The sequence below is a fragment of the Cytobacillus sp. FSL K6-0129 genome, from assembly GCF_038007625.1.
Classification (GTDB): domain Bacteria; phylum Bacillota; class Bacilli; order Bacillales; family Cytobacillaceae; genus Cytobacillus; species Cytobacillus kochii.
This window is the reverse complement of record NZ_JBBOXM010000001.1, coordinates 2,080,414-2,099,304: the sequence shown is the minus strand read 5'-3', so window position 1 is coordinate 2,099,304 and position 18,891 is coordinate 2,080,414. Positions and strand designations below refer to the sequence as shown.

Annotated in this window: 20 protein-coding genes; all 20 read left to right on the top strand. The window is 36.9% G+C overall.

Annotation, left to right across the window (positions count from 1 at the left end; all coding sequences use genetic code 11):
* Positions 1-117: 117 nt before the first annotated feature.
* The 20 genes from MHI57_RS10380 to MHI57_RS10285 all read left to right on the top strand — a co-directional run bounded on the left by MHI57_RS10380 (position 118) and on the right by MHI57_RS10285 (position 18,881).
* Complete coding sequence (locus tag MHI57_RS10380) at positions 118-2,082, top strand: asparagine synthetase B family protein (RefSeq protein ID WP_340976231.1); 1,965 nt, start codon at positions 118-120, stop codon at positions 2,080-2,082.
* Entirely contained in the window at positions 2,042-2,167 is a 126-nt protein-coding gene (locus tag MHI57_RS10375; RefSeq protein ID WP_224937966.1) for a paeninodin family lasso peptide, read from the top strand. The genes MHI57_RS10380 and MHI57_RS10375 overlap by 41 nt, the downstream gene beginning before the upstream one ends.
* Before the next feature lie 208 nt (positions 2,168-2,375).
* The gene (locus tag MHI57_RS10370) at positions 2,376-3,329 is read left to right on the top strand and encodes an aldolase (protein WP_307318131.1); all 954 of its coding nucleotides are present in this window, start codon (positions 2,376-2,378) and stop codon (positions 3,327-3,329) included.
* Entirely contained in the window at positions 3,298-3,597 is a 300-nt protein-coding gene (locus MHI57_RS10365) for a lasso peptide biosynthesis PqqD family chaperone (RefSeq protein WP_095372091.1), read from the top strand. Before MHI57_RS10370 ends, MHI57_RS10365 begins: the two co-directional genes overlap by 32 nt.
* The gene (locus MHI57_RS10360; protein WP_095372092.1) at positions 3,590-4,066 is read left to right on the top strand and encodes a lasso peptide biosynthesis B2 protein; all 477 of its coding nucleotides are present in this window, start codon (positions 3,590-3,592) and stop codon (positions 4,064-4,066) included. The genes MHI57_RS10365 and MHI57_RS10360 overlap by 8 nt, the downstream gene beginning before the upstream one ends.
* Positions 4,060-5,247 carry a nucleotidyltransferase domain-containing protein gene (locus tag MHI57_RS10355; RefSeq protein ID WP_307318127.1) on the top strand — a complete coding sequence of 396 codons (1,188 nt, stop codon included), beginning with the start codon at positions 4,060-4,062 and terminating at the stop codon, positions 5,245-5,247. The genes MHI57_RS10360 and MHI57_RS10355 overlap by 7 nt, the downstream gene beginning before the upstream one ends.
* 100 nt (positions 5,248-5,347) lie before the next feature.
* Positions 5,348-6,097 carry a YveK family protein gene (locus tag MHI57_RS10350; protein ID WP_095372094.1) on the top strand — a complete coding sequence of 250 codons (750 nt, stop codon included), beginning with the start codon at positions 5,348-5,350 and terminating at the stop codon, positions 6,095-6,097.
* On the top strand, positions 6,057-6,722 hold the full coding sequence (locus MHI57_RS10345) for a CpsD/CapB family tyrosine-protein kinase (RefSeq protein ID WP_095372095.1): 666 nt from the start codon (positions 6,057-6,059) through the stop codon (positions 6,720-6,722). The genes MHI57_RS10350 and MHI57_RS10345 overlap by 41 nt, the downstream gene beginning before the upstream one ends.
* A gap of 259 nt (positions 6,723-6,981) precedes the next feature.
* Positions 6,982-8,808 carry a polysaccharide biosynthesis protein gene (locus tag MHI57_RS10340; RefSeq protein WP_340976217.1) on the top strand — a complete coding sequence of 609 codons (1,827 nt, stop codon included), beginning with the start codon at positions 6,982-6,984 and terminating at the stop codon, positions 8,806-8,808.
* Positions 8,809-8,828: 20 nt separating this feature from the next.
* Entirely contained in the window at positions 8,829-9,710 is an 882-nt protein-coding gene (gene galU, locus MHI57_RS10335) for a UTP--glucose-1-phosphate uridylyltransferase GalU (RefSeq protein ID WP_307318122.1), read from the top strand.
* Positions 9,707-10,870: a glycosyltransferase family 4 protein gene (locus MHI57_RS10330; RefSeq protein WP_340976213.1), complete on the top strand. Its 1,164-nt coding sequence runs from the start codon at positions 9,707-9,709 to the stop codon at positions 10,868-10,870. The genes galU and MHI57_RS10330 overlap by 4 nt, the downstream gene beginning before the upstream one ends.
* Positions 10,833-11,912 carry a glycosyltransferase family 2 protein gene (locus tag MHI57_RS10325; protein ID WP_340976210.1) on the top strand — a complete coding sequence of 360 codons (1,080 nt, stop codon included), beginning with the start codon at positions 10,833-10,835 and terminating at the stop codon, positions 11,910-11,912. Before MHI57_RS10330 ends, MHI57_RS10325 begins: the two co-directional genes overlap by 38 nt.
* Positions 11,912-13,033: a glycosyltransferase family 1 protein gene (locus tag MHI57_RS10320; RefSeq protein ID WP_340976207.1), complete on the top strand. Its 1,122-nt coding sequence runs from the start codon at positions 11,912-11,914 to the stop codon at positions 13,031-13,033. Before MHI57_RS10325 ends, MHI57_RS10320 begins: the two co-directional genes overlap by 1 nt.
* A gap of 1 nt (position 13,034) precedes the next feature.
* Complete coding sequence (locus tag MHI57_RS10315; protein WP_340976205.1) at positions 13,035-13,943, top strand: glycosyltransferase family 2 protein; 909 nt, start codon at positions 13,035-13,037, stop codon at positions 13,941-13,943.
* A gap of 2 nt (positions 13,944-13,945) precedes the next feature.
* Positions 13,946-15,016: an EpsG family protein gene (locus tag MHI57_RS10310; protein WP_307318113.1), complete on the top strand. Its 1,071-nt coding sequence runs from the start codon at positions 13,946-13,948 to the stop codon at positions 15,014-15,016.
* A 22-nt stretch (positions 15,017-15,038) separates the two neighbouring features.
* Positions 15,039-16,097: a UDP-glucose 4-epimerase GalE gene (galE, locus tag MHI57_RS10305; protein ID WP_340976201.1), complete on the top strand. Its 1,059-nt coding sequence runs from the start codon at positions 15,039-15,041 to the stop codon at positions 16,095-16,097.
* 35 nt (positions 16,098-16,132) lie between these two features.
* Complete coding sequence (locus MHI57_RS10300) at positions 16,133-16,735, top strand: sugar transferase (RefSeq protein WP_095372104.1); 603 nt, start codon at positions 16,133-16,135, stop codon at positions 16,733-16,735.
* Between the two features lie 5 nt (positions 16,736-16,740).
* Positions 16,741-17,388, top strand: a complete 648-nt coding sequence (locus tag MHI57_RS10295) for an acetyltransferase (RefSeq protein ID WP_340976198.1) — start codon at positions 16,741-16,743, stop codon at positions 17,386-17,388.
* Positions 17,375-18,556: a DegT/DnrJ/EryC1/StrS family aminotransferase gene (locus tag MHI57_RS10290; RefSeq protein ID WP_095372105.1), complete on the top strand. Its 1,182-nt coding sequence runs from the start codon at positions 17,375-17,377 to the stop codon at positions 18,554-18,556. Before MHI57_RS10295 ends, MHI57_RS10290 begins: the two co-directional genes overlap by 14 nt.
* Positions 18,557-18,566: 10 nt before the next feature.
* Positions 18,567-18,881 carry a helix-turn-helix domain-containing protein gene (locus tag MHI57_RS10285; protein WP_095372106.1) on the top strand — a complete coding sequence of 105 codons (315 nt, stop codon included), beginning with the start codon at positions 18,567-18,569 and terminating at the stop codon, positions 18,879-18,881.
* Positions 18,882-18,891: the final 10 nt, after the last annotated feature.

Below are 18,891 nucleotides of genomic sequence, written 5' to 3'. Positions count from 1 at the left end.
ATTTTAAAAAAATAAGCCATTTGTATCAAAAACAATATTGACAGTTGATTTGTATGATGTTAGTTTAAAAGTACTTATATGTTCTTTATAAAGAACTAAAAAAGAGGGAGGTAGCGCATGACAGCAATTGCTGGTATATGGAGCTTCAATGAGTGGGAAATTCCCGTTCATTACGGGGATAGGATGTTGCAACAGTTTCAAAGGTTCCGTTATGATCAAGTGCAAACAATAAGAGAGCGCCGCCTATTCTTAAGTTGTTCTTTAAATTGGATTACACCACAATCTAGGGGTGAGGAAATTCCCTATTATAATCGGGAAAAAGGGTTAGCTATTATATGCAATAGTATTATTGATAATCGCGAAGATTTATACCAGCTATTAAATATTCGGAAGTATGAGAGATGTATGATTACCGATAGTCAACTGATTTTATATGCCTATGAAAAATGGGAAGAAGATTGTCCTAGGTTTTTAGTCGGTGATTTTGTATTTATGATTTGGAATGACAAGAAACAAACATGGTTTGGAGCTAGAGATTTCTCAGGCACGAGAACATTATATTTTACTAAAAATGCTTTGTTCTTCTCATTCGCATCAACTATGGGTGCACTACTGACTTTACCAGAAGTAGAAGATACATATAATGAGAACTGGATCGCTGAATATCTTGCTAATCCATTAACGATAGAATCAGTAGATTTAACCTCAACGGTCTATCAATCTATTTATCAAATACCACCTTCACACTCAATCACGATAACGAAACATCATATGCAGATTAAACAATACTGTCACCTACTAGAAGAAAGAGAACCGCTTAAACTAAAGAATGATGAACAATATATTGAAGCATTTCAAGAATTATTTCAAAAAGTAGTTGATTCAAAATTAAGAACATTTAAGGGAAAAGGTGCTCATTTAAGTGGGGGGTTGGATTCAGGTACAGTCACTGCATTTGCGGCCAAATCATTACAAGGGGAACCGTTACATACTTTCAGTTACATCCCTATTCCCAAGTTTGAAGATTGGACACCCAAAAGTAGACAAGCGAACGAAAGACCATGGATTGAAGAGATGCTTAAGCTATACCCTACTCTCGTTCCGCATTTCTTATCTTTCTCTGACCGTAATGCTTATACAGAAATGGATGAGTGGTTGAATGTGATTGAATCACCTTATAAATATTTCGATAATACGTATTGGTTACGAGGGATTTACGAACAAGCATCAGCTTTGGATATAGGTATTCTCCTCAATGGCCAACGTGGCAATTGGACCATTTCTTGGGGTCCAGCGCTTGATTACTATGCAAGTCTTCTTAAAAAGTATCGATTATTACATTTTTTAAAAGAGACTAATTCCTATAGTATCGCTTTAGGTGTTGATCGAAAAAAAGTTTGGTCGACTATTATAAATAAAAAAATAAGAGCATCCCATGTGAATCGGGGGCATCCCTTTCCACAATTTATTCATCCTGCATTTGCAAGGCAAACAAAGGTGTATGAAAAATTAAGAGATAACGGCATTGACCAAGCGGGGAACGGGCTAACTAATGCATATCAAGTGAGAGAAAAACAATTCAATGACCTCTATTATTGGCATACAACAGGGGTATATGGCGCAAAAATGGCCTTAAAATATGGAGTAATTCCTAGAGATCCTACAGATGATTTACGAGTGGTCCGTTTTTGTTTATCGCTTCCGGAGGATCAATTTGTGAAAAATGGATTCAATCGTGCCTTTATTCGTAGAGCAACAAAAGGATATTTACCGAATCTTAACCGATTAAATGTGAAAAGTAAGGGTGTGCAAGGTGCAGATGGGCTGCTGCGTCTCCTACCAAATTGGTCGTCTTTTCTAAATGAAATGGAAAAAGCACTAAACGATCAGCGCATTCAGCACTTTATCGATGTGTCAGTCATCCGGGACCATCTAAAGCGTATTCAGCAACCACAAGCAAACCAGGTGTTTGATGATGATTTTCGCATAGCGATGCGGACACTCATTCTTTACCGTTTTCTTATTAAAGGAGGTGAAACAAGTGACAAAAATTTGGCAAACACCCATTTTGCAAGAACTTGAAATAAAAAGAACAATGGGAGGACCAGGATTAAAAATCCCGGATGCTGTCCAACCAGATGAAGATGAAACCATTCATCATTCGTAAGCACATTAAAGGAACCGGCCCTTGTGCTTATGTATAAGGGCTTCTTAGAAAAGAGTTGGAGAGATAATAAGTTTAATTGACATTTCGTGCGCTAAATATGGACGCTATTGCTCTTAGGTATAGCTTAAAAAAACAGGATAGGCAGAGTCCTTTCTTTTACGCTTATAGGCAGTGGTGTCTGGCGCTTTTCTAAGAAAGGAGGATCGTTTTGGATAAGAAGACACATAAATATCGGGCATTCGGTTTATATGTATTAAGTGATATTCCATTTAAAGAACTTGTTGCTAGCGAAGAATCTGAGCCCTCTAATCTTATTGAGATGATTAGTATTAAACAAAGAGATTTATCATCTATATGGGATAATTATGGAGAGAAAAGAAAATTTAAAGTATTAACAGATCAATCCGTTCTATTTACAGTTAATGAAACGGCAACTTTCTATATTGAGGGGGGCAGGAGTATTTATTTTGACCCTCATCCTAGTAGTTCAATAGATAAGGTCCGTTTGTTTATATTAGGATCGTGTATGGGTGTACTGTTAATGCAAAGGCGGATATTACCCCTTCATGGAAGTGCAGTAATGAAGGATGGCAAAGCCTATTTAATTGTCGGAGATTCAGGGGCAGGAAAGTCGACACTAGCTTCGACGCTTATTCTTAAAGGATGGTCGTTATTAAGTGATGATGTCATACCTATTCAATTAGTAAACGGCACAGCCTATGTAGTACCGAGCTACCCACAACAAAAACTATGGGATGAAAGTATTATAAAGTTAGGTTTATCAGTTACAAGTTATCATCCTCTTTTTGATAGAGAAAATAAATATGCGATACCTGTACAGAATGTATTCACACATCACTCGGTTCCACTTGCAGGTATTTTCGTCCTACATCAGGTGAATGAAAGGCCAAAAGAAATACACCCTTTAAATGGGTTGCAAAAAATTGAAGTTTTGGATGCTCATACATATCGTCCTTTTATGATCGGGCGGTTAGGACTATTAGCTTGGCATTTTGACTTATCGGTTAAGATTGCTAGTCAAATTCCTATGTATGCGATCGAGCGGTCGAACTTATTTTCAGCATATGAGCTGGCAGATACGATTCATAACTTGTTTGAGGAGGAGCAGAATGATAACAAAGAAGCCATTGTCAATCAATGATATCGTGAAACAAGTAAGTGGAAATATGGTAAGCGATATGAACGGTGAGAAAGTGATGCTGAATATTGAAAACGGTAAGTATTATAATTTAGGTGTCATTGGTGGTGAAATCTGGGGAAAGATGCAAGAAGGCGTGTTAATCTCTTCTCTCATTGTGCAAATGCAAGCAGAATACGAAGTGGAGCAAATCAAGTGTGAAGAAGAGGTGTTTTCCTTTCTTGATCAGCTTTTAAAAGAAGGGCTTATTGAAGTACATCAACATGAATAGCATACTTTTTCATAAACTTAAACATTTTCTTGCTCTTCCCTGGGAGAAAAAACAATTATTAATAGAGGCCCTAATTTATCTAGCTTATGCAAGAATCTATAAGCAGTTACCATTTTCTAAAGTTTCACATCTATTAGGTAAGCATATGAAAGAGACAGAACAAACACAGGACCTTCATAGAGAGAATCCTATTCAACAAATTTCTGAAGCAGTACATCATATGAGTCGATATACGTTTTGGGAGAGTGAATGCTTAGTGAAGGCTGTTGCTTGTATGAAAATGCTTGAAAGAAGAGGAATAGAAAGTACTTTATATTTAGGGACTGCAAGGGATGATTACGGTGAGTTTGTCGCTCATGCATGGTTAAGAAGTGGTACTTTCTTTCTGAGCGGGGCGCATGAAAAAGATAAGTTTACAATTGTTAGTATGTTTGCATGTATACCGAAAAAGGAGAAGGAGAGATGGTAAGAACGTCATTGGATAATCAAAATTTACCTTTAGAAATGCAGCTGATCGTATCATTGATGAAAAATGAAAAGCAATTAGTACTTTCATTATGTACCAAGGTAGATTGGGATCAGTTCCTGCTAGCAGTAAAGCATCATCGAATATTCCCGCAAATATATCATGCAATAAATGAACAAAGGGTAGCTGATAAGATGCCAGCATATATATTTACAAAAATAAAGAAAGATTATGAGCAGAATATCTATCGTATGCTGCATTTGACTGCGGAAATGCACACACTCTATTTGCAGTTTCAACAAGCATCTCTACCGCTTCTTTTTCTCAAAGGTCCGATACTAGCTAAAGAGCTTTACGGTGATCTGTCTTTGCGAACTTGTGCTGATATTGATTTGCTGGTGCCGATTGAACGTATTGAACAAGCAGAACAATTAATGCTCCTACAAGGTTATGAAAAAGATGAATATATTGAATCGGTGATGGATGATTGGAAATGGCGACATCACCACTTTACCTATTTTCATAAGCAACATCGAACGAAGGTAGAAGTTCACTGGCGCCTTCACCCTGCACCAAGCACAGAGCCCCATTTTACCGAGTTATGGGAGAGAAGAAGAGAAAGCCAATGGAGTAGTCAAATTAGCTTTCCTTATTTAGGTGAAAAAGATTTATTCTATTTCTTAAGTACTCACGGTGCTAGGCACGGTTGGTCAAGGTTAAGATGGCTGTTCGACATTCATCAGATCTTGTTACAGGGAAGTTTTGTGAATGATAAGGACTGGTCACATCATTTAACCCAATACCAATACGATAAAATCGCTGGGCAGGCATTATTATTATCAGTGAAACTATTTAATTCAAATGTAAAATCAACATGCATGGATAAGCGCGCATCAATAAAATTAGCAAGAGGGGCATCGTTTTATTTTCACCAATTGGTTTCGTTACATGATCATCATGTACCAAAGGAAATTGCTCATTATCATGCGCAATATTTACGTAGTTTATTTACTTTGAAGCAGAAGTTCATTCATTATTTGCAATGGTTCTATCCTTTGTCCGAAGATTATCAAGCATTCCCGTTACCGAAAAAATGGTTCCCACTCTATTATGTGATAAAACCTTTTCTATGGCTAAATAGGAAACGGCAAATACTACAAAATGCAAGAAAGAAAACTTGTTGACTTGTTCTTTATAAAGAACTAAAATGAAATAAATCTAATCTAATTCTATTTTTTTACTCTTTTTGTTCTTTATAAAGAAAATACAAAAGGTGGATTACAAATGAACAGATATTTGAATGAACCTGAGGCTAAAGAAATACAATTACCTGAACTATTTAAAGTCATTAAGAAAAGGTTTTGGTTGGTGCTTCTTTTTACGTTGCTTGCTTGTGGGATTGCTTTTATTTATCACTTATTAAATAAACCAACGTTACTCTATCAAAGTGATACGAATATTATTATTGGGGCAGAAGTAGGGTATCGAAATACTCTACAGGTCATCATTAGAGACACAGTGGTGTTAGAGGAAGTAATTAAAGAATTGAGATTAGCGGAAACAAGTGATCAATTAGCGAATAAGATTGCTGTTACGAGTGTTGATGATACGCAGGTGGTGAATATAACCGTAGTTGATTCACATCCAGAAAGAGCCGCTTTAATTGCTAATACTACAGCAAAAGTGTTTATTGAAAAAATCCCGACAATTATGGATTTTGATGAAGTCAGCATTTTGTCGGAGGCAAGAACAAACCCGACCCCTATTAATGAAAGTAATGGGCTGAATATAATAGTAATTGCAGGGGTATTAGGTTTAGTTGCGGGAATAGGCTTTATTTTTCTATTAGACTCATTAAATGATTCTGTAAAGTCAGAAAGCCAGCTTGAGAGATTAATCGATGTGCCAACAATTGGTACTGTTTCAATCATACATACAAAAAATTTGAAACAAAAGAAACAAAAACAAACAATGAAAGAAAGGAGGAAGACTAATGGTCAATATGCGGAAATGGAAAATCGGTACGAGCAATAAGGGACGAAACTTAGTCACTTATTTGTACCCTCATTCTATCATTTCTGAACAATTCCGCACGATAAGAACAAATATCCAATTTATCAATGGTGAGAAAAAGCATATGGTCTTGCTTATTACTTCACCAGATCGTTATGAAGGTAAAACGACAATGATAGGCAATATTGCTGTATCAATTGCGAACCAAAAAGAGAAAGTACTCTTGATTGATGCTAATTTAAGAAATCCAGCATTGCATCAAATGTTTATGGCAGCTCAAGAGCCTGGTTTAACAGATGTATTGAAAGGCGATGCAATACAGGAAGAAGTGACTATTTCTACGCAAATTCCTGGCCTAAAACTATTGCCTAGTGGGAAGATTCCATCCAATCCCTCAGAACTACTTGGTTCTAGTGTCATGAAGAAGCTCATAGCTAAAGTTAGCCCATTATATGATGTAATTTTAATTGATTCCCCTTGTTTATTAGATGTTACTGATACAAAGGTGTTAGCGAATGTTAGTGATGGTGTGATACTCGTCGTAAAACAAGGGCAAACAAAAGCAGAACATGTCTACAATGCTAAAAAAACACTACAATATGCAAAGTCGAACATTATTGGCACCATCTTGAATGGAAGCCATTAATTTTTTTATGATTGTTCGTTATAAAGAATATTTAAGGTGATGTCTCCTTGCCTTTATCTAAGAGAGATACTCGGTCATGCTGTGGGTTGAAAGAAACCTTAGACGCCCTGTCGTCAAGAGTGTGGTGAGAGGGGGGGTTAGATGCCCTGTTTTACTTTTAGATTAAATGTCTTTACATGAGTTGAGAATTGTATTAGTTCTAATCATTTACTGATGGTATAAGTCATTTGAAATCCTGAAGCAAGGGAGGGATGATATTGTGTCATACAGACTAAAGCTTATATTTTCGTTATTGATGGATGCAGTATTACTATTGAGTTCTTTTATATTTACGTATCTATTACTCCCAACTTCTATCTCATACAATCAAGCTATTATAATTTATAGTTTATCACTTCTATTTTATTATATCTTTGCTTATAAAGAGCAATTCTATGAGCAATTATGGTCCTATGCTAGTATTCGAGAATTTCTCATTATTCTCAGGCTTGTAGGAACGACAGTCTGTTTAACAATGATTACATACTACATGTTATTAAAAGCGCTTCTTCCACAATTTACAATCATTTATAGTTTAGTGTTGCTTATTATATTAACAAGTTCGAGATATGGCGTAAGAGTCTATCGAGAACAAATGCAAGAGCTAGCTATTAATAAGAAAAAAACATTAATTATTGGTGCTGGTTCAGCAGGAGGAATGCTTGCCAAACAATTGATGCAAGGACATGATCAATTAATTCCAGTCGGATTTATTGATGATGACTATAGGAAGCAAGGCTTGTATTTAGCAGGCTTAAAGGTTTTAGGGAAGGTAGAACAATTAAGAGAGATTGTTCAGGAAATGGGTATAGAGCATTTAATCATTGCTATCCCTTCACTTAAAAAAGAAGAGCTCGAAATCATTTTTAATGAATGTACCAAAACGAATAGTAAGACACAAACACTACCCTTTATTGAAGATATTGTCATGGGAGAAGTAAAAGTCAATCATATACGAGATGTAAAGGTGGAAGATTTACTCGGAAGAGAGCCGATTCTCTTAGAGGACAATAGTATTTCGGAGTATATTGCCAATCAAACGGTACTTGTCTCTGGTGCAGGTGGTTCAATTGGTTCAGAGATTTGTCGACAGATTTTAAATTTTTCACCGAAGCGTTTGATTCTTCTCGGTCATGGAGAAAACAGCATTTATTCCATATTATTAGAACTGGTAGATATGAAAAGTGATAGCGAACTGATTCCTGTTATTGCTGATATTCAAGATAAAGAACGCATGATTCAAGTCATGAAAAAATATCAACCGGCAGTTGTTTATCATGCAGCCGCCCACAAGCATGTACCATTAATGGAAGAACATCCAGAGGAAGCAGTAAAAAATAATATAATTGGTACAAGGAATATGGCAGAGGCAGCTCATCAGTCACAAGTCAATGTATTTGTAATGGTGTCAACAGATAAAGCAGTAAATCCAACAAGTGTAATGGGCTCATCGAAGCGTCTTGCAGAAATGCTTGTTCAACAAATGAATAAAGTAAGTACAACTCGTTTTGTTGCGGTAAGGTTTGGCAATGTATTAGGTAGTAGAGGGAGTGTTATTCCCCTTTTTAAAAAGCAAATCGAAAAAGGGGGACCAATTACTGTCACGCACCCTGATATGGTGAGATATTTTATGACCATTCCTGAGGCGTCAAGGCTTGTGCTACAGGCAGGTGCACTAGCATTAGGTGGTGAGATATTTATTTTAGATATGGGTAAACCGGTAAGAATATATGATTTAGCAAAAAATTTAATTAAACTTTCCGGCTATACAACTCAGGAAATAAGTATTAAATTCACCGGTATTCGCCAAGGGGAGAAGTTATTTGAAGAACTATTGAATAAGGAAGAAATGGACGATCAGCAAATTCACCCACATATTTATATTGGGAAAAGCGCCACCCTTTATATTGAAGAGATTGAAAGTTTAATTGATTTATATCCTGTGATGAGTAAAGAGGAATTAAGAGAACGATTGTTAACCCTTGCAAACCGAAAAGAAACGCCAGAGAAACAGCAGGAAGTTGCTAATATGTTATCACTATCTTAAGGAAGAAGGAGTGAGTAAGTATGAGGCAAGTAAGAAAAGCGATTATTCCAGCTGCCGGTTTAGGAACTAGATTTCTCCCTGCAACAAAAGCAATGCCAAAAGAAATGCTACCACTTGTCGATAAACCGGCAATTCAATACATTGTAGAAGAAGCAGTTGCTGCTGGTATTGAAGATATTATTATTGTTACAGGTAAAGGGAAAAGGGCAATAGAGGATCACTTTGATTATTCTTTTGAACTAGAACAAAATTTAATGAGCAAAGGTAAATTTGAATTACTATCAGAAGTGAAAAAGTCATCTCAACTGGCCAACCTTCATTATATCAGACAAAAAGAACCGCTTGGGTTAGGGCATGCCATATGGTGTGCACGGAAGTTTATTGGCGATGAGCCGTTTGCGGTCTTGTTAGGTGACGATATTATTGAAGGATTTACGCCATGCATAGCTCAAATGATAGAACAGTATGAAGAGCATAAAGGTACGATTCTTGGGGTGAAAAAAGTGAAAGACGAAGAAGTATCAAGATATGGCATCATTGATGGTGAAATAGTGACGGAAAGACTTCATACGGTTCGTTCTTTAATTGAAAAGCCAGACCTTAATCAAGCACCATCTAATTTAGCAATCATGGGGCGATACATCCTACCACCGCGTATTTTTGATATTCTTTCATATCAAGAGCCAGGGAGGGGGAATGAAATTCAACTAACAGATGCGTTAGCCACTTTAAATCATAGTGAACCGATATTTGCATTCGAATTTCAAGGAGAGCGCTATGATGTTGGTGAGAGACTTGGTTATATTCAAACATCCATTGAATTTGCTTTAAAACGTAAAGATTTACAAGAGGAGCTGTTAGGTTTTCTACAAACGATAACAGAAAGATATCCAATCAAATGACGGCAAAAAAACTGCTATTAGTTGCCACAGTCGACTATCATTTCAAGGCATTTCATCTCCCCTTTATGCGACAACTATACGAACAAGGTTGGGAAATACATATAGCGGCTAAAGGTGACTTAACCTTACCTTTTGTATCCAAACAGCATCGCCTCCCAATTGAAAGGCATCCGTTGAAAAAAGCCAATCTATATGCGTACAAGCAGTTGAAAAGCTTAATGGAGATTCATCAATTCGATATTGTTCATTGTCATACACCCACTGGTGGATTACTTGGGAGATTGGCGACTTTTAGTATGAAGAAGAAGCCATTACTATTTTATACTGCCCATGGATTTCATTTTTGCAAAGGTGCCCCACTACTTAATTGGCTTATCTATTATCCTATTGAAAAAACCTTGGCGCGGAAAACGGATTGTTTGATTACGATTAATCAAGAAGATTATGCCTTAGCCACTAAGGCATTGAAAGCGAAGGAAATAGCTTTTATCCATGGAGTAGGCGTCAATGTGGCACAATATCAGCCAATTGATAAGGAAATAAAGGAAAAACTAAGAGAAAAGCATCTAATTGAAAAAGAGGCTTTTTTATTTTTTTATGCAGCAGAGTTTAATCGAAACAAAAACCAAAGGCTTTTACTACAAGCGTTTAAGAAAATAGCGAAACAACACCCATCTAGCCAATTACTATTAGCAGGAGAAGGACCGCTGTTATCAGATTGTCAAAGACTTGCTACTGAGCTTGGAATTGATCGTCAGGTAGTATTTCTCGGCTTTACAAATGAAGTGAAGGAATGGTTACAAATGAGTGATGTGGCTGTGGCTTCTAGTTTAAGGGAGGGCCTCCCAGTGAATATTTTGGAAGCTATGGCTTGTGGCCTACCCATTGTAGCTACTATGAATCGAGGGCATCATGAATTGATCAGGGACAGGCATAATGGATATCTGATAGCAGCGACTGATGTGCATCGTTTCGCCGAAAAAATGGAGAGTCTTATACTTTCTGAACAAGAGAGAGAGAGGTTCGCTAAAGCAAATAGGCAACTTGTTAGCAAGTATTCAACTGAAGTCGTCATGGAAGAATTAATGATCCTTTACGCTAAATACACGCAGGAGAAGAAAGATGAAAGCAATCATCAGCATTATCGTGCCTATATATAATATGGAAATGTATATTGAAAGATGTCTACATAGTTTACTCACACAAACATTTAAAAGAATTGAAATTATTGCCGTCAATGATGGTTCAACCGATCAAACGGGTGACATTCTTTCAAAATATCAAGAGAAGGATAAAAGGCTGAAGGTCTTCTACCAGGAGAATAAAGGTGTCTCCCAGGCCCGTAATTTTGGACTAAAGCACGCGGAAGGAGAGTATATTGGTTTTGTCGATCCTGATGACTGGGTTCACCAAGAGATGTATGAGGCATTATATGAAGCGCTTCAACGAGAGCAGGCAGATATCGCTATGTGTCGATACACACGAGCGTATCAACACTTTTCTAAGGAAAGATACTTCCATCACTTGAAAGAAAAAACCTATAGAGGTCAAGCCTATAAAGAACAAATTGTCAGGCGATTAGTAGGTCCAATTAAGGAAGAAGTATCTGATCCTAGTATGCTTGATGCTATGGGAACCGTTTGGTCAAAGCTATACCGTACAAATTTATTAACAAAACAACCTATCTTTTTTACAGATTTACATCATATTGGATCAAATGAGGATACCCTTTTCAATATGAAAGTGATGAGCCTAGCTGACTCTTTTGTCTATGTCGATCGGCCTTTATATCATTACTGGAAGGAAAATGAACATTCACAAACGAGTGAATATAAATCGGATTTATTTCAGCTTTGGCAGCAACTTTATGATGAAATGAATCATTGCATAAAGGAATATTCATTCAGTCGTCATGCTCAATCAGCTTTAAATAATCGTATTTGCTTAAATATGATTGGTTTAGGCTTAAATATCCTTGCTTCTAAAAGCCAACTAACAGTACGAGAAAAAATCAATGAAATAGATAACATATTAAGTGAACCTATTGTTAGAGAGGCTTTTAAAACGTTGGATCTCAACTACTTTCCATTCGTTTGGAGGGTATTTTTTGTTTGTGCCCGTTCACGTTCAGCTAGCAGTGTCTACTATATGCTTATGATGATTGATAAATTAAGAAAAAAGCGCTGGGGGAGTAGGTCATAATGGAATTAAGAGTGTTGCAAGTGGTAACGATTATGAATCGTGGTGGGTTAGAGACCATGTTAATGAATTATTATCGTCGGCTTAGGCATGTTGGCATTCAATTTGACTTCATTGTCCATCGGCAGGAAGAAGGTCATTATGACAAGGAAATTAAGAGGCTAGGTGGTCGTATATTTCATATGCCATCCATTCGCCCAGGCAATTACCAAAAATACTTTAAACAATTGGACACCTTTTTTGCCGAACACCCATATTATCGAATTGTACATGCTCATTTAAACGAAAACAGTAGTTTTGTTATGCGTGCAGCATATGATGCTGGAGTGCCGTGTCGGATTGCACATAGCCATTTGAGCGATTTACATATAGATTTTAAATGGCCGTTTCGCAAGTATGCAAGGTCATGCATGAAGGATTATCCTAATTATTATTTTGCATGTTCTGAACGTGCTGGGGAATGGTTGTTTACATCATCTAAGAACAAGGTAACCGTTTTACCTAACGCAGTAAATGTGAGTCAATATCTTTATCATTTGCCAGAGCGAAAGCGGATAAGAAGAGAATTGGGCGTGGATGATTCTTTTGTAATTGGTCATATTGGGCGCTTTAATTATCAGAAAAATCATGATTTCATCATAGATATTTTCCAATCTATATCTGATAAAAGAAAAGACGCTGTTTTAATTTTTGCTGGAGATGGTGACTTAATGCCACAAATAAAGAAAAAAGTTCACAAGCTAGGGCTAGAACAACAAGTGAAATTTTTAGGTGTTAGAGAAGATATTCCTTCGCTTTTGCAATCCTTGGACGTCTTTTTATTCCCTTCTCATTTTGAAGGTTTACCTGTAGTTTTAATTGAAGCACAGGCTGCAGGTCTCAGTTGCCTTGTCTCTGATACGATAACGGCAGAAGTGAATCTGACGAATAGGGTAACGTTTGTGAGCTTATCTAGAAAGGCTTCTGAGTGGGCAGATAAACTGTTGCAATTAGATAACCAACATAAGGATACCTCTACGGAGTTAAAAGTAGCTGGTTATGATATCGAGACCACGAGTCAGTGGTTATCTACCTTTTATAACGAATATAACGATACTACAAATCATGCAAGCGGGACGAGATAAGATGAAACCTATATTAACAATCTTTACCCCTACCTATAACCGTGCTTACACCCTACATTTAGGCTATGAAAGTTTAAAAAAACAAACATGTCAATCTTTTGTGTGGTTAATCATTGATGATGGTTCGAATGATGGAACAAGGTCATTGGTTCAAGGGTGGATAGAAGAGGGGATCATTTCTATTCACTACCATTACCAGGAAAATTCAGGTATGCATGGGGCACATAATACAGCCTATGAGTTAATCGAAACAGAATTGAATGTGTGCATTGATTCTGATGATTATATGCCAGTGGATGCGGTACAGAAAATCATTACTTATTGGAACCAATTTGGTAGTGAGGAGGTAGCTGGAATTGTCGGGCTTGATGCCCATCAAAATGGGGATATCATAGGGACCGAATTACCCGCTGATTTGTCTACTTGTACTCTAGGGGAATTGTATGGTGTTCATAAAGTGAAGGGTGATAAGAAGCTTGTCTATCGAACAGCATTGACAAAAACGACCCCTGCTTATCCTATTTTCTCAGGAGAAAAGTATTGCCCATTAAGCTATAAGTATATTTTTATTGATCAGTTAAAACCGTTATTACTTCTGAATGAAGTATTATGCCATGTCGAATATTTACCAGACGGATCGAGTTTAAATATGCTTAATCAATACTATAAAAACCCGAAAGGATTTGCATTCTTTCGTCAAACAGCAATGATCCATGCTCCATCATTGAAAGAAAAATTAAGAGAATGTATACATTACGTTTCTAGTTGTTTATTAAGTCGAAAGAAACACTTTATTAAAGAGTCACCTTTAAAAGGTATGACACTTGTTGCGCTACCATTTGGGTATCTACTTTCATTTTATGTACGCTATGAGCAACGAAAGAGGAATGTCATGGGAAGTGAGCAGTAATCATGACTGTTTTTTGGATGTGTTTATTCGCCAGTTTTAGTGTTGCTTTAATAGCTAGATACTTTTCTAGACCTGTACTTGTAGGGGATTCAGTCCAGACTGTTTATCCTAATAAACTGATGATTACTTTTGTTGCTTTCATTCTTATTGCTGTTTCAGGGGCAAGAACCAATATTGGCGACACTTTTTTTTATATGCATGCATATGAAGTCAATGATTTTAGCTGGGCAACAATAGTTGAGGGAAAGGATATTGGCTTCGGATTATTACAAATGGTTCTGAAGTTTTATACTGATGACCCGCAAGTGTTAATTTTCGTTGTCTCGTTATTGACGAACAGTTTAATAGTATTTGTTCTCGCACACTATGCAAGATTATTTGAGTTGAGTATTTATATTTATATAACTGGTGGTTTATTTTTAGTTACGATGAATGGTATTCGCCAATGCTTAGCAGCGGCGATAGTATTTGCGGCAACAAAGTTCCTTATAAATGGGAATTGGCCTGTGTACTTTTTATTTGTTATCCTTGCTTCTTCAATTCATCAAAGTGCGCTCATTTTATTACCTATTTACTTTTTTGTACGTTATAAGGCCTGGTCGAAAGCGACGTTGATATTACTTCTGATAGCCGTTCTTATTGTTGTCGGCTTTAATGAGTTTTCGACACTCCTTTTTTCAGCGATAGAAGATACACAATATGGGCAATATGCAGAATTCCAAGAAGGAGGAGCCAATATTTTACGCGTGGCTGTGGAAGCAACCCCTTTATTCATTGCTTATCTTGGGCGAGAGAAGTTAAGGACTATCTTTCCTAAAAGTGATTTTATTGTGAATATGGCACTAGTTGGTTTAGTATTTATGATTATTTCTACACAAAACTGGATTTTTGCGCGATTTTCTATCTATTTTAGTCTTTATCAATTGATTCTTGTTGCTTGGATAGTTAAATTATTTCAACCAAAGGATCAACGCTTTATTTATTATTGTATCCTTGTGCTATATTTTTTCTATTATTTTTATGAAACAGTCATTAGTTTAAATATTCAGTACCAAAGTGATTGGTTAGGATAACGAGAGAAAGAGGGGAGAAAAAATGAGTGTTCTCGTCACCGGTGGAGCAGGGTATATTGGCAGTCACACATGTGTCTCTTTATTAAACCGTGGTATGGATGTCATTATTCTTGATGACTTTTCCAACAGTAATCAAAAAGTGGTGCAGCGGATTGAGCATATGACGAAGAAAGAGGTAAAGTACTATTCGATTGATTTAAAGGATAAAGACGCAGTTCATTCTGTCTTTGCTGATAATGAAATCGAGGCAGTGATTCATTTTGCCGGGTATAAAGCAGTTGGAGAATCAGTAGTTAATCCACTTTCCTATTATGATAATAATCTCATTTCCACGATTTACTTATTGCAAGTAATGAAACAGTTTAACGTAAAAAAACTGGTGTTTAGCTCTTCAGCGACTGTTTATGGTAGACCAAAGCAGGTACCGATTGCGGAGAATGCTCATCTATCGGCCACTAATCCATATGGCAGAACAAAACTAATAATCGAAGATATGTTGAGAGATATTTATGAATCCGATAATGAGTGGGCGATTACATGCTTACGTTATTTTAATCCAATCGGTGCCCATCCAAGTGGAAATTTAGGTGAAGATCCACGAGGTATCCCTAATAACCTCATGCCTTATATTACCCAAGTAGCTATTGGTAAACGGCCGGTATTACAAATATTCGGCGATGGTTTTTCTACTAAAGATGGTACAGGAGTAAGAGATTATATCCATGTAATGGATTTAGCTGAGGGACATATCTGTGCACTAGAACAATTAAAAAAGGTGACCGGTTTTAATTTTTATAATTTAGGTACAGGGAAAGGCTATAGTGTTTTAGAAATTGTCCATACTTTTGAGAGAGTAAATCATGTGAATATACCGTATATCATTACGGATGCCCGTATGGGTGATATCCCTATTAGTTATGCTGATCCAACAGCTGCAGCGACGGGGTTAGGTTGGAAGGCTCAAAGAGGATTAGAGGAAATGTGTATAGACGCCTGGCGTTGGCAGAAAAATAACCCCACTGGATATAGTGATAAGAAAAATCCGCACTTAATGCAAAGTGGGGATTTTTCTTTTTCTTAATAAGATGCCGAATCCCGTATAAGAAGAGGAAGGATATGAAAAGATTATTTGATTTTATTAGCGCATGTATACTGCTTCTTTTATTTGCACCTGTAATGGCAATTATATCTACCGTTTTGCTTATCAATGGATCGTGCATTTTTTTCAGACAAGAAAGACCTGGACTTAATGGATCATCCTTTCGCTTATATAAATTTTGTACAATGACTGATGAAACAAATGAGCAAGGTCATCTGTTACCAGATGAGAAAAGATTGACCAAAATCGGTAGCAAGTTAAGAAAATATAGTTTGGATGAATTACCACAACTGCTTAATGTCTTAAAAGGTGAAATGAGTTTGGTTGGACCGCGTCCGTTACTAATAGATTATTTACCATTATATTCACCAGAACAAGCAAGAAGACATTGTGTCAAACCTGGAATCACAGGCTGGGCACAAGTAAATGGCCGGAATGCGATTAGTTGGGAAGAAAAATTAAAAATGGATGTATGGTATGTCGATCATCAACATTTTTTACTAGACTTAAAAATTCTTTTTCTTACGATTAGTAAGGTCATCCGTTCAGAAGGAATTAATCAGCCAGGTGCTGCCACAACTGAAGTGTTTAAGGGAAGCCAAATAAAAATGAAAGAGTGACATAAATGGATATTGCATTAATTGGTTATGGCGGGCATAGCAAAGTAATCTTTGACATTATTACAATGCAAAAAAATAAAGTGGTTGGTATTTTTGATGATAAGCATCGCTCATTAAAAATGAAAGGGAATGTATTTTTAGCACCGATTGATTATGTACATGATGTCCTAAAAATCAACCCTAATATTAGGTTTGTTATCTCTATAGGCAATAATAAAATCCGCAAGCAAATGTTCGAAAGGCTAGCTTTACCAATAGAATACTATACCACTTGTATCCATCCTTCTGCTTGTATTAGTCCGAGCGCAATAATTGGTAAAGGAACCGTCATCATGCCGCAGACGGTTATTAATGCGGATGCGGTGATTGGTCATCATACAATCATTAATACAGGAGCAGTGATTGAACATGATAATGAAATTGGTGATTATGTGCACATCTCCCCGCGTTCAACTTTAACTGGATCAGTAAAAGTTGAAGAGGGGGTGCATCTCGGTTCTGCTTCTGTTGTCATTCCACAAGTAACATTAGGAAATTGGTCTGTCATAGGGGCAGGCTCGACAGTGATTCATTCAATACCAGAGCGAGTAATGGCAGTGGGATTACCCGCACAAGCAAAGAAAATATTGAAATGGAGTGATGACATTGACTGAGCGTATTTATTTATCGCCTCCCCATTTGACTGGTGAAGAAATTCATTATGTACAATCCGCATTTACGGATAATTGGGTGGCACCCGTCGGTCCTCATATCGATTTGTTCGAACAAGAAATGTCAACACTTGTGAATGTCCAATCTTGCTTAGCGGTGAACTCGGGTACTGCTGCCATTCACCTTTCATTATTAGCACTTGGTATTAGCTCTCTAGACACCGTTTTTTGTTCTACATTTACATTTGTAGCTACGGCTAATCCTATTCTTTATATTGGGGCAAAACCGGTATTCATTGATTCAGAACCCGAAACTTGGAATATGTCTCCTGATGCGTTAGAAAGAGCACTAAAGGAAGCGAGTGCAAATGGAAATTTACCAAAAGCGGTAATTGTCGTTCATTTATATGGGCAACCTGCCAAAATGGATGAATTGCTAATGATTTGTCAACGTTATGGTGTGCCTTTAATTGAAGATGCTGCTGAATCTCTCGGTTCTACATACAAGGAGAAGCCAACCGGCACAATCGGCAGTTATGGTATTTACTCATTTAATGGTAATAAAATCATTACTACTTCTGGAGGGGGGATGCTCGTTTCCAATCATAAAGAAGGTGTGGAGTATGCTTCGTTTTTAGCCACACAGGCAAAAGATACAGCACTACATTACCAGCATAGCCAAATCGGGTTTAATTATCGTATGAGTAATATCGCTGCCGGTATTGGTAGAGCCCAATTGACCTATCTGGAAAAGAGAATAAATGCACGTCGGAAAATTTTTCAGCGTTATGAAGAAGGGCTTCAAGGCTTGGAAGGCATTTCATTTTTACCTGAGCTTCCGGGAACCTATTCCAATAGATGGCTAACTACTATATTGATTGATAGTGAGACAATTGGTGTAACTGTCGAGGAGCTAATTTTCGCTCTTAGGAATGAGAATATAGAGGCTCGTCCAGTATGGAAACCATTACATCTACAACCGTTATTTCAAGGTTATAGTTTTTATCCACATGATGTCGAGCACGAAGCTATATCGGAAATGATATTCGAAAAAGGAATTTGTTTACCTTCAGGATCTGATTTAACAATTGAGCAACAAAACAGAGTGATACACTGTATTCAAACAACCATTACCTCAAATCTTCATCTGCATCCATATTTATTAGGATAGGTGGCAGAGAATGATAGGAAAAAATATTGCAAAACTACGTAAACAAAAAGGATTAACATTAACAGAACTAGCCGAACGAGCGGGCGTAGCGAAGTCATATCTTAGTAATATTGAAAGGGAGGTCCATCAAAACCCTTCTATTCAAGTCATTGAAAAAATTATTTTCGTACTCGGTGTTGAAATAGAAGAAGTCATCAGAGGCGTCTATATCACGGAGCAAAATAGACAATGGCAAATACTTATTAAGGAAATGCGAGAGTTAGGCATTGAAAAAGATCAGATGGAGACAGTTAAACAAAGAATTTATGAAGTAAAGAATAAATAACTCAGTTTTA

Bases quoted from the DNA above. Each gene is read 5' to 3' on its own strand.
- MHI57_RS10380 (WP_340976231.1), top strand. From the start codon at position 118: ATGACAGCAATTGCTGGTATATGGAGCTTCAATGAGTGGGAAATTCCC.
- MHI57_RS10365 (WP_095372091.1), top strand. From the start codon at position 3,298: ATGATAACAAAGAAGCCATTGTCAATCAATGATATCGTGAAACAAGTA.
- MHI57_RS10360 (WP_095372092.1), top strand. From the start codon at position 3,590: ATGAATAGCATACTTTTTCATAAACTTAAACATTTTCTTGCTCTTCCC.
- MHI57_RS10355 (WP_307318127.1), top strand. From the start codon at position 4,060: ATGGTAAGAACGTCATTGGATAATCAAAATTTACCTTTAGAAATGCAG.
- MHI57_RS10350 (WP_095372094.1), top strand. From the start codon at position 5,348: ATGAACAGATATTTGAATGAACCTGAGGCTAAAGAAATACAATTACCT.
- MHI57_RS10345 (WP_095372095.1), top strand. From the start codon at position 6,057: ATGGTCAATATGCGGAAATGGAAAATCGGTACGAGCAATAAGGGACGA.
- galU (WP_307318122.1), top strand. From the start codon at position 8,829: ATGAGGCAAGTAAGAAAAGCGATTATTCCAGCTGCCGGTTTAGGAACT.
- MHI57_RS10330 (WP_340976213.1), top strand. From the start codon at position 9,707: ATGACGGCAAAAAAACTGCTATTAGTTGCCACAGTCGACTATCATTTC.
- MHI57_RS10325 (WP_340976210.1), top strand. From the start codon at position 10,833: ATGAAAGCAATCATCAGCATTATCGTGCCTATATATAATATGGAAATG.
- MHI57_RS10320 (WP_340976207.1), top strand. From the start codon at position 11,912: ATGGAATTAAGAGTGTTGCAAGTGGTAACGATTATGAATCGTGGTGGG.
- MHI57_RS10315 (WP_340976205.1), top strand. From the start codon at position 13,035: ATGAAACCTATATTAACAATCTTTACCCCTACCTATAACCGTGCTTAC.
- MHI57_RS10310 (WP_307318113.1), top strand. From the start codon at position 13,946: ATGACTGTTTTTTGGATGTGTTTATTCGCCAGTTTTAGTGTTGCTTTA.
- galE (WP_340976201.1), top strand. From the start codon at position 15,039: ATGAGTGTTCTCGTCACCGGTGGAGCAGGGTATATTGGCAGTCACACA.
- MHI57_RS10300 (WP_095372104.1), top strand. From the start codon at position 16,133: ATGAAAAGATTATTTGATTTTATTAGCGCATGTATACTGCTTCTTTTA.
- MHI57_RS10295 (WP_340976198.1), top strand. From the start codon at position 16,741: ATGGATATTGCATTAATTGGTTATGGCGGGCATAGCAAAGTAATCTTT.
- MHI57_RS10290 (WP_095372105.1), top strand. From the start codon at position 17,375: ATGACATTGACTGAGCGTATTTATTTATCGCCTCCCCATTTGACTGGT.
- MHI57_RS10285 (WP_095372106.1), top strand. From the start codon at position 18,567: ATGATAGGAAAAAATATTGCAAAACTACGTAAACAAAAAGGATTAACA.